At 57.9% G+C, this 18,717-nt stretch carries 12 protein-coding genes; 8 read left to right on the top strand and 4 right to left on the bottom strand.

Going from position 1 to position 18,717, the window contains the following annotated elements:
• The first annotated feature begins 14 nt into the window (after positions 1-14).
• Positions 15-1,007 (top strand): family 8 glycosyl hydrolase, encoded by a 993-nt coding sequence (locus tag FY206_RS23350; protein ID WP_032644642.1) that lies wholly within the window; start codon positions 15-17, stop codon positions 1,005-1,007.
• Between the two features lie 87 nt (positions 1,008-1,094).
• Here the strand turns inward: FY206_RS23350 and FY206_RS23345 are convergent, their stop codons facing one another.
• From FY206_RS23345 to bcsE, 4 genes are all read right to left on the bottom strand, one after another.
• A complete protein-coding gene (locus FY206_RS23345) occupies positions 1,095-2,237 on the bottom strand; it encodes an IS481 family transposase (RefSeq protein ID WP_423751876.1) in 1,143 nt (380 codons plus the stop codon).
• Between the two features lie 113 nt (positions 2,238-2,350).
• Positions 2,351-4,030, bottom strand: coding sequence for a cellulose biosynthesis protein BcsG (gene bcsG, locus FY206_RS23340; RefSeq protein ID WP_032644640.1), 1,680 nt, complete (start codon positions 4,028-4,030; stop codon positions 2,351-2,353).
• Positions 4,023-4,220: a cellulose biosynthesis protein BcsF gene (bcsF, locus tag FY206_RS23335; RefSeq protein ID WP_024908822.1), complete on the bottom strand. Its 198-nt coding sequence runs from the start codon at positions 4,218-4,220 to the stop codon at positions 4,023-4,025. Before bcsF ends, bcsG begins: the two co-directional genes overlap by 8 nt.
• The gene (gene bcsE / locus FY206_RS23330) at positions 4,214-5,776 is read right to left on the bottom strand and encodes a cellulose biosynthesis c-di-GMP-binding protein BcsE (RefSeq protein WP_032644639.1); all 1,563 of its coding nucleotides are present in this window, start codon (positions 5,774-5,776) and stop codon (positions 4,214-4,216) included. Before bcsE ends, bcsF begins: the two co-directional genes overlap by 7 nt.
• Before the next feature lie 171 nt (positions 5,777-5,947).
• Here bcsE and bcsR point away from each other — a divergent pair, with 171 nt between their 5' ends.
• The 7 genes from bcsR to hmsP all read left to right on the top strand — a co-directional run bounded on the left by bcsR (position 5,948) and on the right by hmsP (position 18,646).
• Positions 5,948-6,136 carry a cellulose biosynthesis protein BcsR gene (bcsR, locus tag FY206_RS23325; protein ID WP_008503237.1) on the top strand — a complete coding sequence of 63 codons (189 nt, stop codon included), beginning with the start codon at positions 5,948-5,950 and terminating at the stop codon, positions 6,134-6,136.
• Positions 6,137-6,147: 11 nt separating this feature from the next.
• Positions 6,148-6,900, top strand: a complete 753-nt coding sequence (gene bcsQ, locus FY206_RS23320; protein ID WP_032644638.1) for a cellulose biosynthesis protein BcsQ — start codon at positions 6,148-6,150, stop codon at positions 6,898-6,900.
• Complete coding sequence (gene bcsA, locus FY206_RS23315) at positions 6,897-9,512, top strand: UDP-forming cellulose synthase catalytic subunit (RefSeq protein WP_032644637.1); 2,616 nt, start codon at positions 6,897-6,899, stop codon at positions 9,510-9,512. Before bcsQ ends, bcsA begins: the two co-directional genes overlap by 4 nt.
• Positions 9,513-9,522: 10 nt before the next feature.
• The gene (bcsB, locus tag FY206_RS23310) at positions 9,523-11,943 is read left to right on the top strand and encodes a cellulose biosynthesis cyclic di-GMP-binding regulatory protein BcsB (protein WP_045890216.1); all 2,421 of its coding nucleotides are present in this window, start codon (positions 9,523-9,525) and stop codon (positions 11,941-11,943) included.
• 6 nt (positions 11,944-11,949) lie between these two features.
• Positions 11,950-13,056 carry a cellulose synthase complex periplasmic endoglucanase BcsZ gene (gene bcsZ, locus FY206_RS23305; RefSeq protein ID WP_077064404.1) on the top strand — a complete coding sequence of 369 codons (1,107 nt, stop codon included), beginning with the start codon at positions 11,950-11,952 and terminating at the stop codon, positions 13,054-13,056.
• Positions 13,038-16,520, top strand: a complete 3,483-nt coding sequence (gene bcsC, locus FY206_RS23300) for a cellulose synthase complex outer membrane protein BcsC (RefSeq protein ID WP_032644634.1) — start codon at positions 13,038-13,040, stop codon at positions 16,518-16,520. The genes bcsZ and bcsC overlap by 19 nt, the downstream gene beginning before the upstream one ends.
• Before the next feature lie 119 nt (positions 16,521-16,639).
• On the top strand, positions 16,640-18,646 hold the full coding sequence (hmsP, locus tag FY206_RS23295; protein WP_032644633.1) for a biofilm formation regulator HmsP: 2,007 nt from the start codon (positions 16,640-16,642) through the stop codon (positions 18,644-18,646).
• Positions 18,647-18,717: the final 71 nt, after the last annotated feature.

The raw sequence follows: 18,717 nt of genomic DNA, 5'->3' as shown, positions 1-18,717 counted from the left end.
GGATGGAGTGAATGATGCGAAAACCCGTCTGCATGACGCTTGCCGTCATGATGAGTGTGCTGTTCTCACCTCTCTCTCAGGCGGGTCAGGCCTGGGAGAGTTACAAGGCCCGCTTTTTCAAACCGGAAGGCCGCATCGTTGATACCGGCAATGGCGGCGTATCGCATACGGAAGGTCAGGGTTTTGCCATGCTGATGGCGGTGGCTAATGACGATAAAGCCACGTTCGATAAGCTCTGGCAATGGACAGACAGCAAGCTGAAGAACAAAGAAAACGGTCTGTTTTACTGGCGTTATAACCCCGCAGAGTCCAATCCGGTTGCTGACAAAAACAATGCCGCCGATGGCGATGTGCTGATTGCCTGGGCGTTGCTCAAAGCCGATGCCCGCTGGCATGACAAACGCTACAGCGCCGCATCGGATGCCATTACAAAAGCGCTCGTTGCCCATAACGTTATCCGCTATGCGGGCTACCGCGTGATGCTCCCCGGCGTCGAGGGATTTAAGCTTGACGGCGAAGTGGTCCTTAATCCTTCCTATTTCGTGTTTCCGGCCTGGCAGGCCTTCGCCGGACGCAGTCATTTGCCGGTCTGGCGCGATTTGATTAAAGACGGGAAACGCCTGCTGGAAAAAATGGGGTCGGGTAAAGCGAATCTGCCCCCTGACTGGGTTTCGCTGGCATCAGGCGGCAAGCTGGCACCCGCCAAAGGGTGGCCGACGCGGATGAGCTATGACGCGATTCGTATTCCGCTGTACGTTGCCTGGTCTGATAAGCAAAGCCCGCTGCTGGCCCCGTGGAAAGCGTGGTTTGGTCAATTCCCCCGCGAACAAACGCCCGCATGGGTTAACGTCACCACCAACGAATACGCTCCCTACATGATGGAAGGTGGCCTCCTGGCCGTACGTGATTTAACGATGGGCCAGCCATCCGGCGAACCGGAAATCACGGCAAAGGATGACTACTATTCGGCAAGCCTGAAAATGCTGGTGTGGATTTCCGCGCAATAATAACGCACTGAAAATCCCCTCTCCCCAATGGGGATGTACGGTCCGGGGACATGGTAGACAGGTGTTCGGGGACATGGTGAACACTTTTTAACATCCTTTACCCATGGTGATCGACTTTTTCTTCAGGTCGATCACCCCCACTTTCGTGCTGTACCACCACACTTCATAGCAGCCATCCTCCTGCGTCTCCTTCAGCCCCACCCGTTCTCCCCTGAACGCCTTTCCTGCATTCAGACTGGCTCCCTGTAAGCTCAGCTTCCCGCTGATATCCACTTTCCTGACCAGCACACCTTCATCGTATTCCGGGGGCGTCACGCTGCCGCTGTACTGCCGCCCAGACGGCTGATAGCGTGAGGCCGGGACCGCCATATCCAGCGCCTCGTGCGGGCGTTCAAGGTTATAGACCGTCCGCCAGTGGTCGAAGGCACGCTGCAGCTCGCCGCTGTCCGCGAACCATTTCCCCTGCAGCACTTCCGCCTTCAGGCTGCGGTGAAAACGCTCCAGCTTGCCCTGCGTCTGCGGATGATAAGGCCGGGAGTGGCCCACCCGGATACCGTGGCGCATCAGCCACAGCTCCAGCGCCGTCCAGGTGCCGGTTGTGTCGCCCCACGGGGAGCCGTTGTCCATGGTCATCCGGTCCGGCAGGCCGTAGCGTTCAAACACGCTGACCAGCTGCTGCTGCACGGTCTCAAGCCGTTCATCGGTACAGTGTGTGAGGCACAGGGAAAAACGGGAGTGGTCGTCGAGCAGGGTGAGCGGATGGCAACGGCCGCCGCCAAAGGGGAAGTGCCCCTTGAAATCCATCTGCCAGAGCCGGTTCGGGGCGTCATGTTCGAACCGTCCGGTGGCCGGAATACCCGGAGCCGTGCCGGGCAGCAGGCCGTGACGGGCCATCAGGTTATGGATAGTGCTGAAGGCAGGCATACGGTGGCCCTGGTCTTCCAGCCAGCGCTTAATCTTGCGGGCGCCCGAGCGTTCATGACGGTTATGGGCCATGCGCAGCAGGGCGGTGACGTCGTCAGACGAGCGGTTGGGGGAATGATGCGGCGTGCGGGGGCGGTCCTGCAGGCCGGGTTCGCCCTCGACAGTCCAGCGCTGAAGCCACTTGTAGCCGGTAGCAGGTGAAATGCCGAAGCGACGGCAGAGGGAACGGATGTTCGCCCCGTCCTGCGAGGCGAACAAAACAAACTCGGTACGTAATGACATGGTATCTCTCGCATCCCAGGGCATAAGCGACTCCATAAGCGGGTTCTTATGCCTAAGTTGTAAGTGTCTACCATGTCCCCGAACAAGTGTTCACTATGTCCCCGGACTGTACAGGGGAGAGGGTGAGGGGAAACCCGTTACTGCGGATACGGCACCCAATCGCCGCCGTTCAGGCGAACGTAAGGTTTGTTCTGGTATTGAATCACGACCGCGTTGGCATTCTCTGAGACTTCTGCCGTTTGCGGCAGGTTGCTGGTGAGCTGGTCCCAGTTCACGCTATCTTCCACAAACAGCTTCCCGTCAACGGCGCGGGCAACCAGTTCTGAGATCGCAAGATAGCTGGTCGGCTGGGTGATTTCAATCGGTGCGCCCTGATGCGGTGCCTTCATACCAAAGAATTTAATACCTGCAGGCACGTTGGTAATCGACGGGCTCGGGATGTCACGCAGACCGGACACCTGCATTCTGTCGCCCTTCAGCGCGCCGCCGTGCTCTGGCACCACAACCACCATCACCTTACGGCCTGATTTTTCCAGCTCCGTGAAGAACGCGTCCAGCTCGTCGAAAAGTTTTTGCGCACGCACTTTATAATCTGCCGTTTTGCTCACGCCCGGGAAGTGGTTACCGTCGTGGAGCGGCAGGGTATTAAAGAACGTCGCGCTGCGCGGGTTGCTGTCCTTTTCGATGGTCTGCAGCCAGCGTTGCAGGACAGCGGTATCGTCATAGACGGGCGAACCGTCGAAGCCCAGCAGGGAGACAGGAAGGCCGGTTTGATCCATCAGCGGCGCCTGCATGCCACCCTCTTCGCGCACCTCTTTCAGGAAGTTACCGAACTGGCCGTTATGCCCCAGCATCAGATGCTGCGTAAAGCCCAGTTTTGAGAGATTATCGAAGAGGTAACACTGGTTTCCAGCCGGCTGGTACAGGTTTTTATGCGATGGCTGACCGCAGCTTGCACGCAGCAGACGAATCGCCGCCGGGCCGCTGTACGAGGTGGCAGAGTTGAAATCTTTAAACTGAATATCAAAATGCGACCACAGCGGATGAGACATCAAACCGGCGGCATCCACGTCGGCCCAGGAGAGCGAACAGATGTTAATCACCAGCAGCTCAAACGGCTGAGCATCCGCCGGCAGCGCATCCGGGAATTTCGTCTGTCGCTTATCTTCCGCGGTATAGAAGCTGGAAAGCCACGCATTGAGGTTGGTGGAGGTCGGCGGTGCGGTCTGGGTTGGAATATCACCCACCACAGGCGTATCGCCTGCCGTTGTCACGGTTGCCGCTGCGCTTCCCCCGGTGGTGGTTACCGTGGTTGTCGGCTGTCCGGCAGGCCATAGCGAAAAGCTTGGTCCCGCCAGCGTCAGCACGTTAAGCCAGATCATAATCGCGACGACAAATACCGTGACGCGGATCCACTGTGACAGGAACAGCCAGGCCACCAGCAGGACAAAGATGGCACCGATCATCTGCCAGTTAATAAAGCGCTCAACCAGATCGAGCATGTAGTCCGTACTGAAGCCCGCGACCTGTGACCCCTGGCTCATTATGCTGTCCGGACCCGGCAGCCAGGTATCGTGCCAGAACAGCGCAAAGCCAACGGGGATGGCCACCCAGTGACGCAAGCGATGCAGCCTGATATTCGGCAGAGGCATCAGCAGGAAGGCCATAAACACCAGGTTTAGAAGGGGATGGAAATTCAGGTAGCCTGCCCACAGCAGACCAAACTTCACCAGAAAGTAGAAGTTCCAGCCGGAAAGGCCGCGCCAGTATTGCCAGAGCGGCGAGGGTGACGAAGCGGTATAGGTAGAATTAGTCATGTTTTCGGTCTGCCTTGACGTGTGATGCCCGTGTCAGTGTTCCGGCTGGTTTTACATAGCGAGGTTTGATAAACAGCACTCTGGCCGTATCACGGATACGGCGAATGGAATGGCGCGCGTAGTAGCCAAGCGGGAAAAAGATCAGCGCACAGAATATAACCAGTTGAATAATATCGCTGATATTCATGATGATGCGTTCTCCGCGTTGTCTGTTAATAAGCGAAGGGGTTCCGGCACCCGACGCCAGATGTGTCCATCATGTCTGGCATTGAGGATCGGTTTGGCATCGCTTGCGATAGCGAGTGGTTTAGCCCATTGCTCAGGCTGGAGCGCACGCATCTGAACCAGCTCCGCGCTGATGGTATTATCTTCGAACCAAATCATACGGTTCGAGAAAATATCCCCGGTAGGCAGGGGGAAGATATGGTTAAGCGCCGTATCGAGATCGTTAACCCGGCAGAAGGACAAAAACAGCACCAGGCGATTGTCGCCAATGGTCATAATGTCCCCTGTACGGTTCGGGCGACATAAGGTGAGGGCCTGCTCAACGCGGATCCCCGGGACAGGACGCAGGGCAACCATGACCCCTTTCCCGTCAGCGGGAAGAAGCGTATTGCTCATCATGTTCCCGACGGCGTCGCAGAAGGTATCCCATTTTTGGTAACCACGCAGCTTCATCGGCTGCGTCATGGAGAGCAGCGTGGAAATATCTTCCGGTACGTGGCGGCTAAACTGCTGGCCCTGAACGCTTTCGATAAGCGTCAGGCAGCGTGATAACGGCGCATTCCAGGGGATAACCATATTGGCGCCGCAGCCCAGAAGCAGACGCTCATCGGTAGCGCGCAGGCTGGTGTTATTTTCGCGAACGATGATTTTCAACGCACTGCCGCGCTGGCGGCGTAAGGTGTGTATCTGCCTTGCCAGCGTTTCAATCTGGTTATTCTGCATCAATGAGAAAATAAGCGTAGCCGCCTGAGTTGTGCGGGCTTCGTGGAAAAGGGCTTCGTTAGATTCAAACAGTGACCAGTTTTCCGACAGGGCGGGCGCCCCCTCTAACACCGCGATGTGGCTCAGGATGCGCTTTTCATCACTGCGCGGTTGCACCACGGTTTCTTCCTGCTGTGCCAGATGCCACTTACCTTCGATATGTTTCAGCGTAAGCTGTTGCCTGGCGCTCACGCCTTTTTCATTACACCAGAATGCAATATCGTAGAGATAGCTCCCCACCTGGTCACGTACGCTTGCCAGACCGAACAGAGAACGATATTCGCCCATTAAAAGGGAGAACAGCTTGTCATTATTACTGCCGGGATTGACTATCAATAGCGTGCAATTTTGAAATTTTGCCCATTTATTGATTTTTTCCAGCCATGACAGCAGTTTTTCCGTAGGGATATTTTGCAAGACGTTATTTGCACATTTAAGAATCACTAAATAGTGATCCGGATCAATCGTGCACTGAACGTCGCGGGACAAAAAGTATAGACTATCCGCTTCCGCCGACATAGAAAATAAGCGCACCGTCTGGGGACCGCGATCGTTTTCAAGCGTGATAATTTTCTTCGGATCTTCGCCCATGCTAATGACGGCCACGCGGGAATCCTTATCCTGGGCCGCAATTGTCTGGTTTACCAGACTGATAGCATCTTCATTACGATCCGTATTAATCCACCAGACTCCTCCGACTGGCATGTGGCTCAATTCGTCCCATAATGACTGGATGCCAATAGAAAATATGGAGTCCACGGTGTCCCTCTTTTCGACTAATTTATCTGTATCTCAGTTTACTAGCGAAAGCGTAGAAATAAACCTAACATTGAAATTAAAGAACATCAGATTTAGCATGTAAATCAAATTTGATGGGCAGGAAGCCTCGCTACTTCTGATCTTGCGATTTTACTCAAAGGGATAGAAAGAATGGATAATAATGAGCCCGGTACCCCAGTCGACTCAACCCTGGGCTACACATTCCAGAACGATTTTCTGGCGCTAACGCAGGCCTTTTCTTTACCTGAAATAGATTACACCGATATTTCCCAGCGGGAACAGTTGGCCGCGGCTATTAAACGCTGGCCGTTATTAGCTGAATTCGCCCATCAACAATAAGGGAGCCATTGATGGCCATACTCGGATTACAGGGTGTCCGTGGGGGTGTGGGTACCACATCCGTTACCGCGGCGCTGGCGTGGTCATTACAGCTTTTAGGTGAATCGGTGCTGGTTATTGACGCCTGCGCCGATAATTTGCTGCGTATGTCGTTTAACGTCGATTTTAACCGTGAAGAGGGCTGGGCCCGCGCGCTGCTTGACGATAAGGACTGGCGGGATGCAGGTATGCGCTATACCTCGCAGCTTGATTTGCTGCCGTTTGGCCAACTGACCACCACGGAACGCGAGAATGAGGCCGCGTACCAGCGCCTGTTTTCGCAGTTCACGCTTGCGCTGCAGGACCTGAAAGAAAAGGGACACTATAAGTGGATCCTGCTGGATCTGCCGCACGGTGCCGGCACGCTGACCCGACAGCTCATCGCGCAGTGCGACCATATCCTCTCGATCGTTAACGTCGATGCCAACTGCCATATCCGCCTGCATCAGCAGGGGTTACCGCAAAATGGCCATATCCTGATTAACGATTTGCGCGTTGGCAGCCAGATCCAGGACGATCTGTATCAGGTCTGGCTGCAAAGCCAGCGCCGCCTGCTCCCCATTGTCATCCACCGTGATGAGGGAATGGCGGAATGCCTTGCGTCGAAACAACCGCTCGGCGAATACCGCAGCGATTCACTGGCGGCAGAAGAGATCCTGACGCTGGCTAACTGGTGTCTGCTGAACTTCGCCAACAGGGCGGAGCATGCAGGGAGTGCTGTATGAGTCGTCTCGCCAGCTGGTTACTCATCCCACCGGTCAGTTCGCGCTTGAGCGAACATTACCGGCATTTTCGCCGACACGGTGCGTCGGCGTTTAGCGCCGCGCTCGGCTGTTTCTGGATGATTCTGGCCTGGATATTTATTCCACTCGAACACCCGCGCTGGCAGCGCATACGTGCACGGCACGATGAGCTTTATCCGCACATTAATCCCGATCGGCCACGGCCTTTGGATCCGGCGCGCTATCTCATTCAGGCCGCCTGGCTGGCCGTGACCTCGTCGCGAAGAGAACGCCAAACGCCGCACTGGCGCAGCTTCTCCCGCGTACAGCAGCTTCGCGAACGCTATCATCAGTGGCTGGATAAACTGCCTGACAGCGTGACCGACAGGACCAGCCATCTGGATAATCAAAAAGAGCTCGGGCACCTCCACCCGGGCCTGCGGCGTTTTATCCTCGGCGTGATTGTCGTGTTCTCGCTGATTCTGGCGCTGGTCTGCATTACGCAGCCTTTCAACCCGCTGGCGCAGTTCACCTTCCTGATCCTGCTGTGGGGCGTGGCGCTGCTGGTTCGCCGTATTCCGGGCCGCTTCTCGGCGCTGATGCTGATCGTGCTGTCGCTAACGGTCTCCTGTCGCTACATCTGGTGGCGCTATACCTCCACCCTGAACTGGGACGACCCGGTCAGCCTGGTGTGCGGCCTGGTGCTGCTGTTTGCTGAAACCTACGCCTGGATTGTGCTGGTGCTGGGCTATTTCCAGGTCATCTGGCCGCTCAACCGCCAGCCGGTTCCGCTGCCGAAGGACACCACGACGTGGCCAACCGTCGATCTCTTCGTGCCGACCTACAACGAAGACCTGAGCGTGGTGAAGAACACCATCTATGCCGCGCTGGGCATCGACTGGCCAAAAGATAAGCTCAAGGTCTGGATCCTCGACGACGGCAACCGTCCGGCATTCCGCCAGTTCGCGGAGGAGGTGGGTGTCGAATACATCGCCCGTCCGACGCATGAACACGCTAAGGCGGGGAACATCAACAACGCGTTGAAGTATGCCACCGGGGAGTTCGTCTCGATCTTTGACTGCGACCACGTGCCGACGCGCTCGTTCCTGCAGATGACCATGGGCTGGTTCCTGAAGGAGAAAGAGCTGGCGATGATGCAGACGCCGCACCACTTCTTCTCGCCGGATCCGTTTGAACGTAACCTTGGCCGTTTCCGTAAGACCCCGAACGAAGGCACGCTGTTCTATGGCCTGGTGCAGGACGGAAACGACATGTGGGACGCCACCTTCTTCTGCGGCTCGTGTGCGGTTATCCGCCGTAAACCGCTGGATGAAATTGGCGGTATCGCCGTCGAAACGGTCACCGAAGATGCGCACACCTCGCTGCGCCTGCACCGCCGCGGCTATACCTCGGCCTACATGCGTATTCCGCAGGCTGCCGGTCTGGCGACGGAATCACTGTCGGCGCACATTGGCCAGCGTATTCGCTGGGCGCGCGGCATGGTGCAGATTTTCCGTCTCGATAACCCGCTGATAGGCAAAGGGCTCAAGCTGGCGCAGCGTCTCTGCTACGTCAACGCCATGTTCCACTTTCTGTCCGGTATCCCGCGGCTGATCTTCCTGACCGCGCCGCTGGCGTTCCTGCTTCTTCACGCCTATATCATTTACGCGCCCGCGCTGATGATTGCGCTGTTCGTTCTGCCGCATATGATCCACGCGAGCCTGACGAACTCGAAGATACAGGGTAAATACCGCCACTCCTTCTGGAGTGAAATCTACGAAACGGTGCTGGCCTGGTACATCGCGCCGCCAACCATGGTCGCGCTGATTAACCCGCATAAAGGGAAATTCAACGTCACCGCGAAGGGCGGTCTGGTGGAAGAGGAGTACGTCGACTGGGTGATCTCCCGTCCGTATATCTTCCTGGTTTTGCTGAATATTGTGGGCGTCATTGTCGGCGTCTGGCGTTACTTTTACGGCCCGGAAAACGAAATCCTGACCGTCTTCGTGAGTATGGCCTGGGTCTTCTACAACCTGATCATCCTCGGTGGCGCGGTGGCGGTGTCGGTGGAGAGCAAACAGGTTCGTCGCGCGCATCGCGTTGAAATCTGCATGCCTGCGGCGATCGCCCGTGAAGATGGCCATCTCTTCTCCTGTACCGTGCACGACTTCTCAGACGGTGGTCTGGGGATCAAAATCAACGGCCAGGCGAAAGTGCTGGAGGGGCAAAAAGTTAACCTTCTGCTTAAGCGCGGCCAGCAGGAGTATGTCTTCCCGACGCAGGTTGTTCGCGTGGTGGGCAATGAAGTCGGTCTGCAGCTGATGCCGCTGACCAAAAAGCAACACATTGATTTTGTGCAGTGTACGTTTGCCCGCGCGGATACGTGGGCTCTCTGGCAGGACAGCTTCCCGGAAGATAAACCTCTGGAAAGCCTGCTGGATATTCTGAAGCTGGGGTTCCGTGGCTATCGTCACCTTGCAGAATTTGCCCCGTCGTCGGTGAAAATAATTTTCCGGTCACTTACTTCGCTGGTTTCCTGGGTCGTGTCGTTCATTCCTCGTCGTCCTGAGCGAGATGAGGCGAAGCAGGCGGACCCGGTTATGGCTCAACAATGATGATAACGCGATGAAAACTAAACTTTCCTGGTTATGTGCAGTGGCAATGGGGATGAATGTCCTCCCCGCAACAATGGCTAACGCCGCTCCTGATAACGCAGCGGCTACGCCTGCGCCAACGGTACCCGTCGTTGCGCAAGCAACCGATCCGGTTGTCACTGCGGCACCCGGTCAAACAGAAAACATCATGCCGAACCAGCCAACGGAGGGGAACACCCTGCCAGCAGACGGCCAGGTTATTGGGCAGGTGATGCCGGGCGTGCGGGGGGCAAATGCGCCCGTCGTCGCGGACAATGCGCCGTCACGGGACGTGAAGCTGACCTTTGCGCAAATTGCACCGCCTCCGGGCAGCATGGTGCTGCGCGGCATCAACCCTAACGGCGGCATCGAGTTTGGCATGCGCAGCGATGAGGTGGTCTCTAATGCGGTGCTGAACCTTGAATACACCCCGTCGCCATCGCTGCTGCCGACCCAGTCTCAGCTGAAGGTCTACCTCAATGACGAGCTGATGGAGGTGCTGCCCGTCACCAAAGAGCAGCTGGGCAAGAAAACCCTGGCTCAGGTGCCGATCAACCCGCTGTTCATCACTGACTTTAACCGCGTCCGCCTGGAATTTGTCGGCCACTACCGCGATGTCTGCGAAAACCCGGCCAGCAACACGCTGTGGATGGACGTCGGGCGCAACTCCTCGCTGCAGCTGACCTACCAGTCGCTGGCGCTGAAAAACGATCTCTCCGCGTTCCCGGTTCCGTTCTTCGATCCACGCGATAACCGTCCGCTCACGCTGCCGATGGTGTTTGCATCGTCCCCGGACGTGACCCAGCAGCTGGCGGCCACTATCGTGGCGTCCTGGTTTGGTTCACGGGCAGGCTGGCGTGGTCAGAGCTTCCCGGCGATGTATGACAAACTGCCGGACAGAAATGCCATTGTGTTTGCCACCAACGCAAAACGCCCGGCGTTCCTGCGCGATCATCCGGACGTCAAAGCGCCGACCGTAGAGATGATAAACCACCCGGAAAACCCGTACGTGAAGCTGCTGGTGGTCTTTGGTCGTGACGATAAGGATCTGGTGCAGGCCGCAAAAGCGATTGCCCAGGGCAACGTCCTTTTCCGCGGCGACAGCGTGGTGGTGGATGAGGTCAAGCCGCTGCTGGCGCGTAAACCTTATGATGCGCCAAACTGGGTGCGTACCGACCGTGCCGTCACCTTTGGCGAGCTGAAAACCTATGAAGAACAGCTGCAGGCGACGGGGCTTGAGCCTGCGCCGATTAGCCTGTCGCTGAATTTGCCGCCGGATCTGTACCTGCTGCGTACCAACGGCATCGATATCAACCTGAACTACCGTTATACCGCGCCGGCCACCAAAGACAGCTCGCGCATGGATATCAGCCTGAACAACCAGTTCCTGCAATCGTTCAGCCTGCAAAGCACCCAGGATACCAACCGCCTGATGCTTCGCCTGCCGGTGCTGCAGGGGCTGCTGGATGGGAAAACGGATGTCTCCATTCCGGCGCTGAAGCTGGGTGCGATAAACCAGCTGCGTTTTGACTTCCAGTACATGAACCCGATGCCGGGCGGCTCGGTTGATAACTGCATCACCTTCCAGCCTGTGCAGAACCACGTCGTGATTGGCGATGAGTCGACCATCGACTTCTCGAAGTACTATCACTTCCTGGCGATGCCGGATCTGCGCGCCTTTGCCAACGCGGGCTTCCCGTTCAGCCGCATGGCCGATCTCTCTGAATCCATTGTCGTGATGCCAAAAGCGCCGAACGAAGAGCAGGTCACAACCCTGCTGGACGCCATGGCGACCGTGGGTGGACAAACCGGACTACCGGCAATTAACGTCACGTTGACGGACGATGGCAGCCAGATTCAGAACAAAGATGCTGACATCATGATAATCGGTACCATCCCGGATAAGCTCAAGGATGACAAACGTATCGATCTGCTGGTGAAAGCGGCCCAGTCATGGGTTAACACGCCGATGCGCCAGACCGAGTTCCCGAGCATTATGCCGGACGTGAACGACCGTCAGGCCAGCGTGCAGACGACGGTTACGTCTCAGGGGGCGATGGCCGCGGTGGTGGGCTTCCAGTCACCTTATAACGACCAGCGTAGCGTGGTGGCTCTCCTGGCGGACAGCCCGCGCGGGTATGAACTGCTCAATACGGCCATGAACGACAGCGGTAAACGTGCCGCGATGTTTGGCTCCGTGTCGGTGATCCGTGAGTCCGGCGTCAACAGCCTGCGCGTGGGTGACGTGTACTACGTGGGCCATCTGCCGTGGTTCGAACGCCTGTGGTATGCGCTGGCTAACCATCCGGTTCTGCTCGCCATCCTGGCGGCGGTCAGCGTGGTCTTGCTGGCCTGGGTGCTGTGGCGTCTGCTGCGAATCATCAGCCGTCGTCGTCTGAACCCGGATGAGTAAGTTGTGATGAAAGCCTTTCGCTGGTGTGTATTAGCAGCGGTGATGCTGGCGGCGCTTCCTCTTCGCGCCGCCTGTACCTGGCCTGCCTGGGAGCAGTTTAAAAAGGACTATATCAGCGAGGGCGGGCGCGTCATTGACCCCAGTGACGCGCGCAAAATTACGACCTCGGAAGGGCAAAGCTACGCCCTGTTCTTTGCCCTGGCGGCGAACGATCGCAAAGCCTTTGACCAGCTGCTGACGTGGACGCGCGATAATCTTGCCGGCGGCGATCTCAACGACCATTTGCCTGCCTGGCTATGGGGTCAGAAAGAGAAAGAGACGTGGGCGGTGATTGATACTAACTCCGCCTCTGACGCCGATGTCTGGATTGCCTGGTCCCTACTCGAAGCGGGTCGTCTGTGGAAACATCCCGACTATACCCGCACGGGTCAAGCGCTGCTGAAACGCATTGCCAGCGAAGAAGTGGTGAAAGTGCCGGGACTCGGCGCAATGCTGCTGCCGGGTAAAATCGGTTTTGCCGATGAACACGCCTGGCGCTTTAACCCAAGCTATCTTCCTCCGCAGCTGGCGGCGTATTTCACGCGTTTTGGTACCCCGTGGACCCAGCTGCGTGAGACCAATCTGCGCCTGCTGCTGGAGAGTGCGCCAAAAGGTTTTTCGCCGGACTGGGTGCAGTATCAGAAAAACAGAGGCTGGCGTTTACAGCAGGACAACGCGCTGGTGGGGGGCTATGACGCCATCCGCGTGTATATCTGGGTGGGCATGATGAGTGATAAAGATCCTCAGAAAGCCCGGCTGCTGGCGCGCTTCCAGCCGATGGCGACAAAGACGATAAAACGGGGCAGGCCGCCGGAGAAAGTGGATGTCGCGACGGGGAAACGCACCGGCGACGGCCCGGTTGGGTTCTCAGCCGCTATGCTGCCGTTTTTACAACAGCGTGACGCTCAGGCGGTTCAGCGCCAGCGCGTTGCCGACCATTTTCCCGATAACAATGCCTATTACAGCTACGTGCTGACTCTCTTTGGGCAAGGATGGGATCAGCATCGTTTTCGCTTCACCGCAAAAGGTGAATTAATACCGGATTGGGGCCAGGAATGCGCAAGTTCACAGTAAATCTACTCACTTTATCGCTTGGCCTGGCGCTTATGCCGTGGGCCCAGGCCGCCAACTCTCCGCAGCAGAAACAGCTGCTGGAACAGGTTCGGCTGGGCGAATCGACACAGCGTGAGGATTTGGTTCGTCAGTCGCTCTATCGTCTCGAGCTGATTGACCCGAACAATCCTGACGTCATTGCCGCCCGCTTTCGCTACCTGCTGCGCCAGGGCGATAACGCCGGCGCGCAAAAAGAGCTGGATCGCCTGAAAGGGATCGCGCCGGGGTCGAGTGCGTACCAGTCATCACGCAACACGATGCTGCTTTCCACGCCGGATGGCCGCCAGCAGCTCCAGCAGGCGCGATTGCTCGCCACCACGGGACACACGCAGGAGGCGATTGCCGCCTATGACAAGCTGTTTGACGGCAACCCGCCGGGCGGCGACGTGGCAACGGAATACTGGAACGTCGTCGCGAAAGACCCCGCTCGCCGGAATGCAGCCATTAACCAGCTCAAGAAAATCAATGCCAGCAGCCCGGGAAATGCGCAGCTGCAGTCGACGCTGTCCCAGCTTTTGTTCCAGAGCGGACGCCGTGATGAAGGCTTCGCGGTATTGCAGGAGATGGCTAAATCGACCAATGGCCGTAACCAGGCGTCTGATATGTGGTATGACCAAATCAAAGGCCAGCCTGCCAGCAGCGCCAGCGTCAGCGCGCTGCAAAAATACCTGAGCGTATTCAGCGACGGCGACAGCGTCGCGGCGGCGCGCGCCCAGCTTGAAGCCCAGCAAAAACAGCTCGCCGATCCGGCGTTCCGCGCGAAAGCGGAAGGGCTGGCGGCGGTAGATGCCGGGCAGGGGAATAAGGCGGTGGCAGAGCTGCAAAAGGCCGTCAGCGCCAACCATGCCGACAGCGAAGCGGTGGGCGCCCTTGGACAGGCTTATTCCCAGAAAGGCGACCGCGCCCGCGCGGTGGCCCAGTTTGAAAAGGCGATTGCCCTCGATCCCCAGAGCGACAACCGGGGGAAATGGGACAGCCTGCTGAAGGTTAACCGCTACTGGCTGCTGATCCAGCAGGGCGATGCCGCGCTGAAGGCGAATAACCCGGCGCAGGCGGAGCGCTACTATCAGCAGGCGCGCAGCGTCGACAATACCGACAGCTATGCCGTGCTGGGGCTGGGCGATGCCGCGGCGGCGCGTAAAGATAACGACGCGGCGGAACGCTATTATCGTCAGGCGCTGCGCATGGACAGCGGCAACAGCAATGCGGTTCGCGGCCTGGCCAATATTTACCGCGCGCAGTCGCCGGAGAAAGCCTCGCAGTTTATCCAGTCTCTCTCCGCCAGCCAGCGCCGAAGCATCGATGATATTGAACGTAGCCTGACCAACGAGCAGCTTTCCGCTCAGGCAGAAGAGCTTGAGAATCAGGGGAAATACGCCCAGGCGGCAGAGATCCAGCGTCGTCGTCTGGCGCTCTCTCCCGGCGACGTGTGGATAACCTATCGTCTCTCGCGCGATCTCTACAGCGCGGGCCAGCGCAGCCAGGCGGATACCCTGATGCGTCAGCTTGCCAGCCAGAAACCGTCCGACCCGGATCAGGTGTATGCCAACGGGCTCTATCTCTCCGGAAACGACCAGGACCGGGCCGCGCTGGCGCATCTGGACACGCTGCCGCGCAGCCGGTGGAATAGCAACATTCAGGAACTTGCCGACCGTCTGCAAAGCAACCAGGTGCTGGAAACCGCCAACCGTCTGCGCGACAGCGGCAAAGAGCAGGAGGCGGAAAACCTTCTGCGTCAGCAGCCAGCCTCCACCCGCATCGACCTGACGCTGGCGGACTGGGCGCAGCAGCGCGGCGATCTGAACGCGGCGAAAACGACGTACGGCGCCGTTCTGCAGCGTGAGCCAGAGAACGAAGACGCTATCCTTGGCCTGACCGAGATTTACAGCGCGCAGGGTAACAAAGATGCCGCGCGCGCAGAGCTGGCGAAACTGCCCGCCGCGCAAAACGGCCAGCCGCCGTCCCTCAACATGCAGCGCCGGATCGCGATGGCGCAGGCAGGTCTGGGCGATTCCGCTGCCGCAGAGCAGACGTTCAACAGCATCATTCCGCAGGCCAAATCGCAGCCTGCCTCGATGGAAAAAGCGCTGGTGTTACGTGATGCCGCGCGTTTCCAGGCGCAAAACGGCCAGCCTCAGCAGGCGCTGGACACCTATAAAGACGCCATGGTGTCGTCCGGCATCACGACCACCCGTCCGGCCGATAACGACAGCTTTACCCGTCTGACGCGCAATGATGAGAAGGACGACTGGCTGAAGCGCGGCGTGCGCAGTGATGCCGGTGATTTGTACCGTCAGCAGGACGTTAACGTCACGCTGCAGCACGACTACTGGGGCTCCAGCGGCACGGGCGGCTATTCCGATCTGAAAGCCCATACGACTATGCTGCAGGTGGATGCTCCGCTCTCTGACGGGCGCATGTTCTTCAGAAGCGATCTGGTCAACATGGACGCCGGTTCATTCGATAACAATAACGGGACTTACGATCCTAAATGGGGGACCTGCTACGACACACCGTGTAGCGGCAGCACCCATCAGAGTGACAGCGGCGCGAGCGTTGCCGTTGGCTGGCAGAACAAAACCTGGTCGATGGATATTGGCACCACGCCGATGGGCTTTGACGTCGTCGACGTGGTGGGCGGCATCAGCTACAGCAGCGATCTGGGCCCCATTGGCTATACCGTTAACGCCCATCGTCGGCCCATCTCCAGCTCTCTGCTGGCGTTCGCCGGGCAGAAAGATACCAACACCGGCACCACCTGGGGCGGCGTACGCGCCACCGGCGGCGGCGTAAGCCTGAGCTACGATAAAGGGGAAGCGAACGGCGTCTGGTCAAGCCTGAACGCGGAAACGCTGACGGGTAAAAATGTGGAAGATAACTGGCGCGTCCGCTGGATGACGGGCTACTACTACAAGCTCATTAATAAAAACAACGAGCGCCTGACGGTGGGCGTCTCCAATATGCTCTGGCACTACGACAAAGACCTGAGCGGATATACTCTGGGTCAGGGCGGCTACTACAGCCCGCAGGAGTATGTCTCCTTCGCGCTGCCGGTGACCTGGCGTAAACGCACGGAGAACTGGTCATGGGAGCTGGGTGGCTCGGTGTCCTGGTCTCACTCCAAAACGAATGACGAGCTGCGCTACCCGATCCAGAATCTGATCCCGACCGATGAGCCAGACCGCTATACCGACCGGGGCGCGATGGAAACCGGCAGCAGCTCCTCGGGCACGGGCTATACCGCGCGGGCCATCATCGAACGCCGCGTAACGTCCAACTGGTTTGTGGGCATGGGCGTCGATATTCAGCAAGCGAAAGACTATACCCCAAGCCATGCGCTGATTTATGTGCGTTACTCTGCCGCAGGCTGGCAGGGCGATATGGACTTACCGCCGCAGCCGCTCATTCCTTACGCGGACTGGTAATCGGATTTTCCTTAATCCATTTGTAAGTCTCTCTTAATAGCACAGCAATCGGGTATACTCAGGCGCGCCAGGTTTACACCCTGGCGCGCCCTGCGCTTCGAGTTTTGTGGAGAGTCATTTTGCGTGTCAGCCGTTCCTTAACGATCAAACAGATGGCGATGGTTTCTGCCGTTACCCTGCTGTTTGTCCTGCTCTTCTGCGTCATTTTGCTGTTTCATTCCGTACAGCAGAATCGCTATAACACGGCTTCGCAGCTAGAAAGCATCGCCCGCTCGGTACGCGGCCCGCTTTCCGCCTCTATCCTGAAAGGGGATATTCCCGAAGCGGAAACCATTTTAAAACGCATTCAGCCTGCCGGCGTCGTGAGCCGTGCCGACGTCGTCTTGCCTAACCAGTTTCAGGCGCTGCGGATGAGCTTTATCCCGGAGCGCCCCGTCCCGATGATGGTGATGCGCCTGTTTGAGCTGCCGGTGCAAATTTCGCTGCCCGTATATTCACTCGAACGCCCTGCCAATCCGCAGCCGCTGGCCTACCTGGTACTACAGGCGGACTCCTACCGCATGTATAAATTCGTCATGAGCTGGGTGGTTACGTTAGTGACCACTTGCTTACTTATGACGCTCATCCTCAGCGTGGCGCTCACCTGGTGCATAAACCGGTTGATTGTCCATCCCCTACGCCGTATCGCCCGCGAGCTGAATAACCTTGCGCCGCAGGATCAGATGGGACATCAGCTTGAGCTGCCGCGTCTGCATCATGACGATGAGATCGGCATGCTGGTGCGCAGCTATAACCTCAACCAGCAGCGCATCCAGCGACAGCAGGATGAACTGAACAGTAGCGCCACCCGTTTCCCGGTGTCGGAATTGCCCAACAAAGCGTTTCTGATGGCCATTCTGGAGCAAACCGTAGACCGCCAGCAAACCACGGCGCTGATGGTTATTGCCTGTGAAACCCTGCAGGACACGGCTGGGGTACTGCAGGAGAGCCAGCGCGAAATGCTGCTGCTCACCCTGGTGGAGAAGATCAAGTCTGTCCTTTCCCCGCGCATGGTGCTGACCCAGGTCAGCGGTTATGACCTGGTGGTGATCGCCAACGGCGTCAAAGAACCCTGGCATGCCATCACGTTAGGTCAGCAAGTGCTCACTGTCATTAATGAGCGGCTGCCGATTCAGGGTATCCAGCTTCGCCCAAGCGCCAGCATCGGGATTGCCATGTTCTATGGCGATCTGACCGCGGAACAGCTTTATCGCCGCGCGTTCTCGGCGGCGTTTACCGCCCGGCGCAAAGGCAAAAACCAGATCCAGTTCTTCGACCCGGAGCAGATGGAAAAGGCGCAGCAGCGCCTCACGGAAGAGAGCGACATCCTGACCGCGCTGGATAACCGTCAGTTTGCCCTCTGGTTACAGCCGCAGGTGGACCTGCGGACGGGCGAGGTGAAAAGCGCCGAGGCGCTGCTGCGCGTGCAGCAGCCGGATGGTTCATGGGCGCTGCCGGAAGGGCTGATTGAGCGCATCGAGTCCTGCGGATTGATGGTCACCGTCGGCTACTGGGTGCTGGAGGAGTCCTGCCGTCAGCTTGCCGCCTGGCAGGCGCGCGGCGTGACGCTGCCGCTGTCGGTCAACCTGTCTGCCCTGCAGCTTATGCACCCGACCATGGTTTCTGAGATGCTGGAGCTTACCCATCGTTACCGAATCAAGCCTGATACGTTAACCCTGGAAGTGACGGAGAGCCGACGCATTGACGACCCCAACGAGGCGGTCGCGATTCTCAAGCCGCTGCGTAACGCCGGTATTCGCATTGCGCTGGACGATTTTGGCATGGGATACGCCGGGCTGCGCCAGCTTCAGCACATGAAAACCCTGCCGGTGGATGTGCTCAAAATTGACAAAGCGTTTGTCGACGGCCTGCCGGGCGACTGCAGCATGGTGCAGGCGATTATCCAGATGGCACGTAGCCTCAACCTGCAACTGATTGCCGAGGGGATTGAAACCGACGCACAGCGCGCATGGCTGGCAGAGGCGGGCGTGGAGAGCGGGCAGGGCTTCCTGTTTGCCCCCGCAGTGCCTTCGGATGTCTTTGAACAACGATACCTTTCTGACGCTGACAATAACGCAAAAGTGTAATTTTGTTGCTGGCTTGTGCGAGCCAGCTCAAAGTTCTTAACATTTGTGTTTCAAATTTGAACTGAGTTTAT

The sequence above is a fragment of the Enterobacter chengduensis genome (assembly GCF_001984825.2).
Taxonomy (GTDB): Bacteria; Pseudomonadota; Gammaproteobacteria; order Enterobacterales; family Enterobacteriaceae; genus Enterobacter; species Enterobacter chengduensis.
The sequence above is the reverse complement of the archived record's forward strand: the minus strand, read 5'-3'. Positions and strand labels throughout refer to the sequence as shown.

Bases quoted from the DNA above. Each gene is read 5' to 3' on its own strand.
- bcsR (WP_008503237.1), top strand. From the start codon at position 5,948: ATGGATAATAATGAGCCCGGTACCCCAGTCGACTCAACCCTGGGCTAC.
- FY206_RS23345 (WP_423751876.1), bottom strand. From the start codon at position 2,237: ATGCCCTGGGATGCGAGAGATACCATGTCATTACGTACCGAGTTTGTT.
- bcsA (WP_032644637.1), top strand. From the start codon at position 6,897: ATGAGTCGTCTCGCCAGCTGGTTACTCATCCCACCGGTCAGTTCGCGC.
- FY206_RS23350 (WP_032644642.1), top strand. From the start codon at position 15: ATGCGAAAACCCGTCTGCATGACGCTTGCCGTCATGATGAGTGTGCTG.
- bcsG (WP_032644640.1), bottom strand. From the start codon at position 4,030: ATGACTAATTCTACCTATACCGCTTCGTCACCCTCGCCGCTCTGGCAA.
- bcsZ (WP_077064404.1), top strand. From the start codon at position 11,950: ATGAAAGCCTTTCGCTGGTGTGTATTAGCAGCGGTGATGCTGGCGGCG.
- bcsQ (WP_032644638.1), top strand. From the start codon at position 6,148: ATGGCCATACTCGGATTACAGGGTGTCCGTGGGGGTGTGGGTACCACA.
- bcsB (WP_045890216.1), top strand. From the start codon at position 9,523: ATGAAAACTAAACTTTCCTGGTTATGTGCAGTGGCAATGGGGATGAAT.
- bcsC (WP_032644634.1), top strand. From the start codon at position 13,038: ATGCGCAAGTTCACAGTAAATCTACTCACTTTATCGCTTGGCCTGGCG.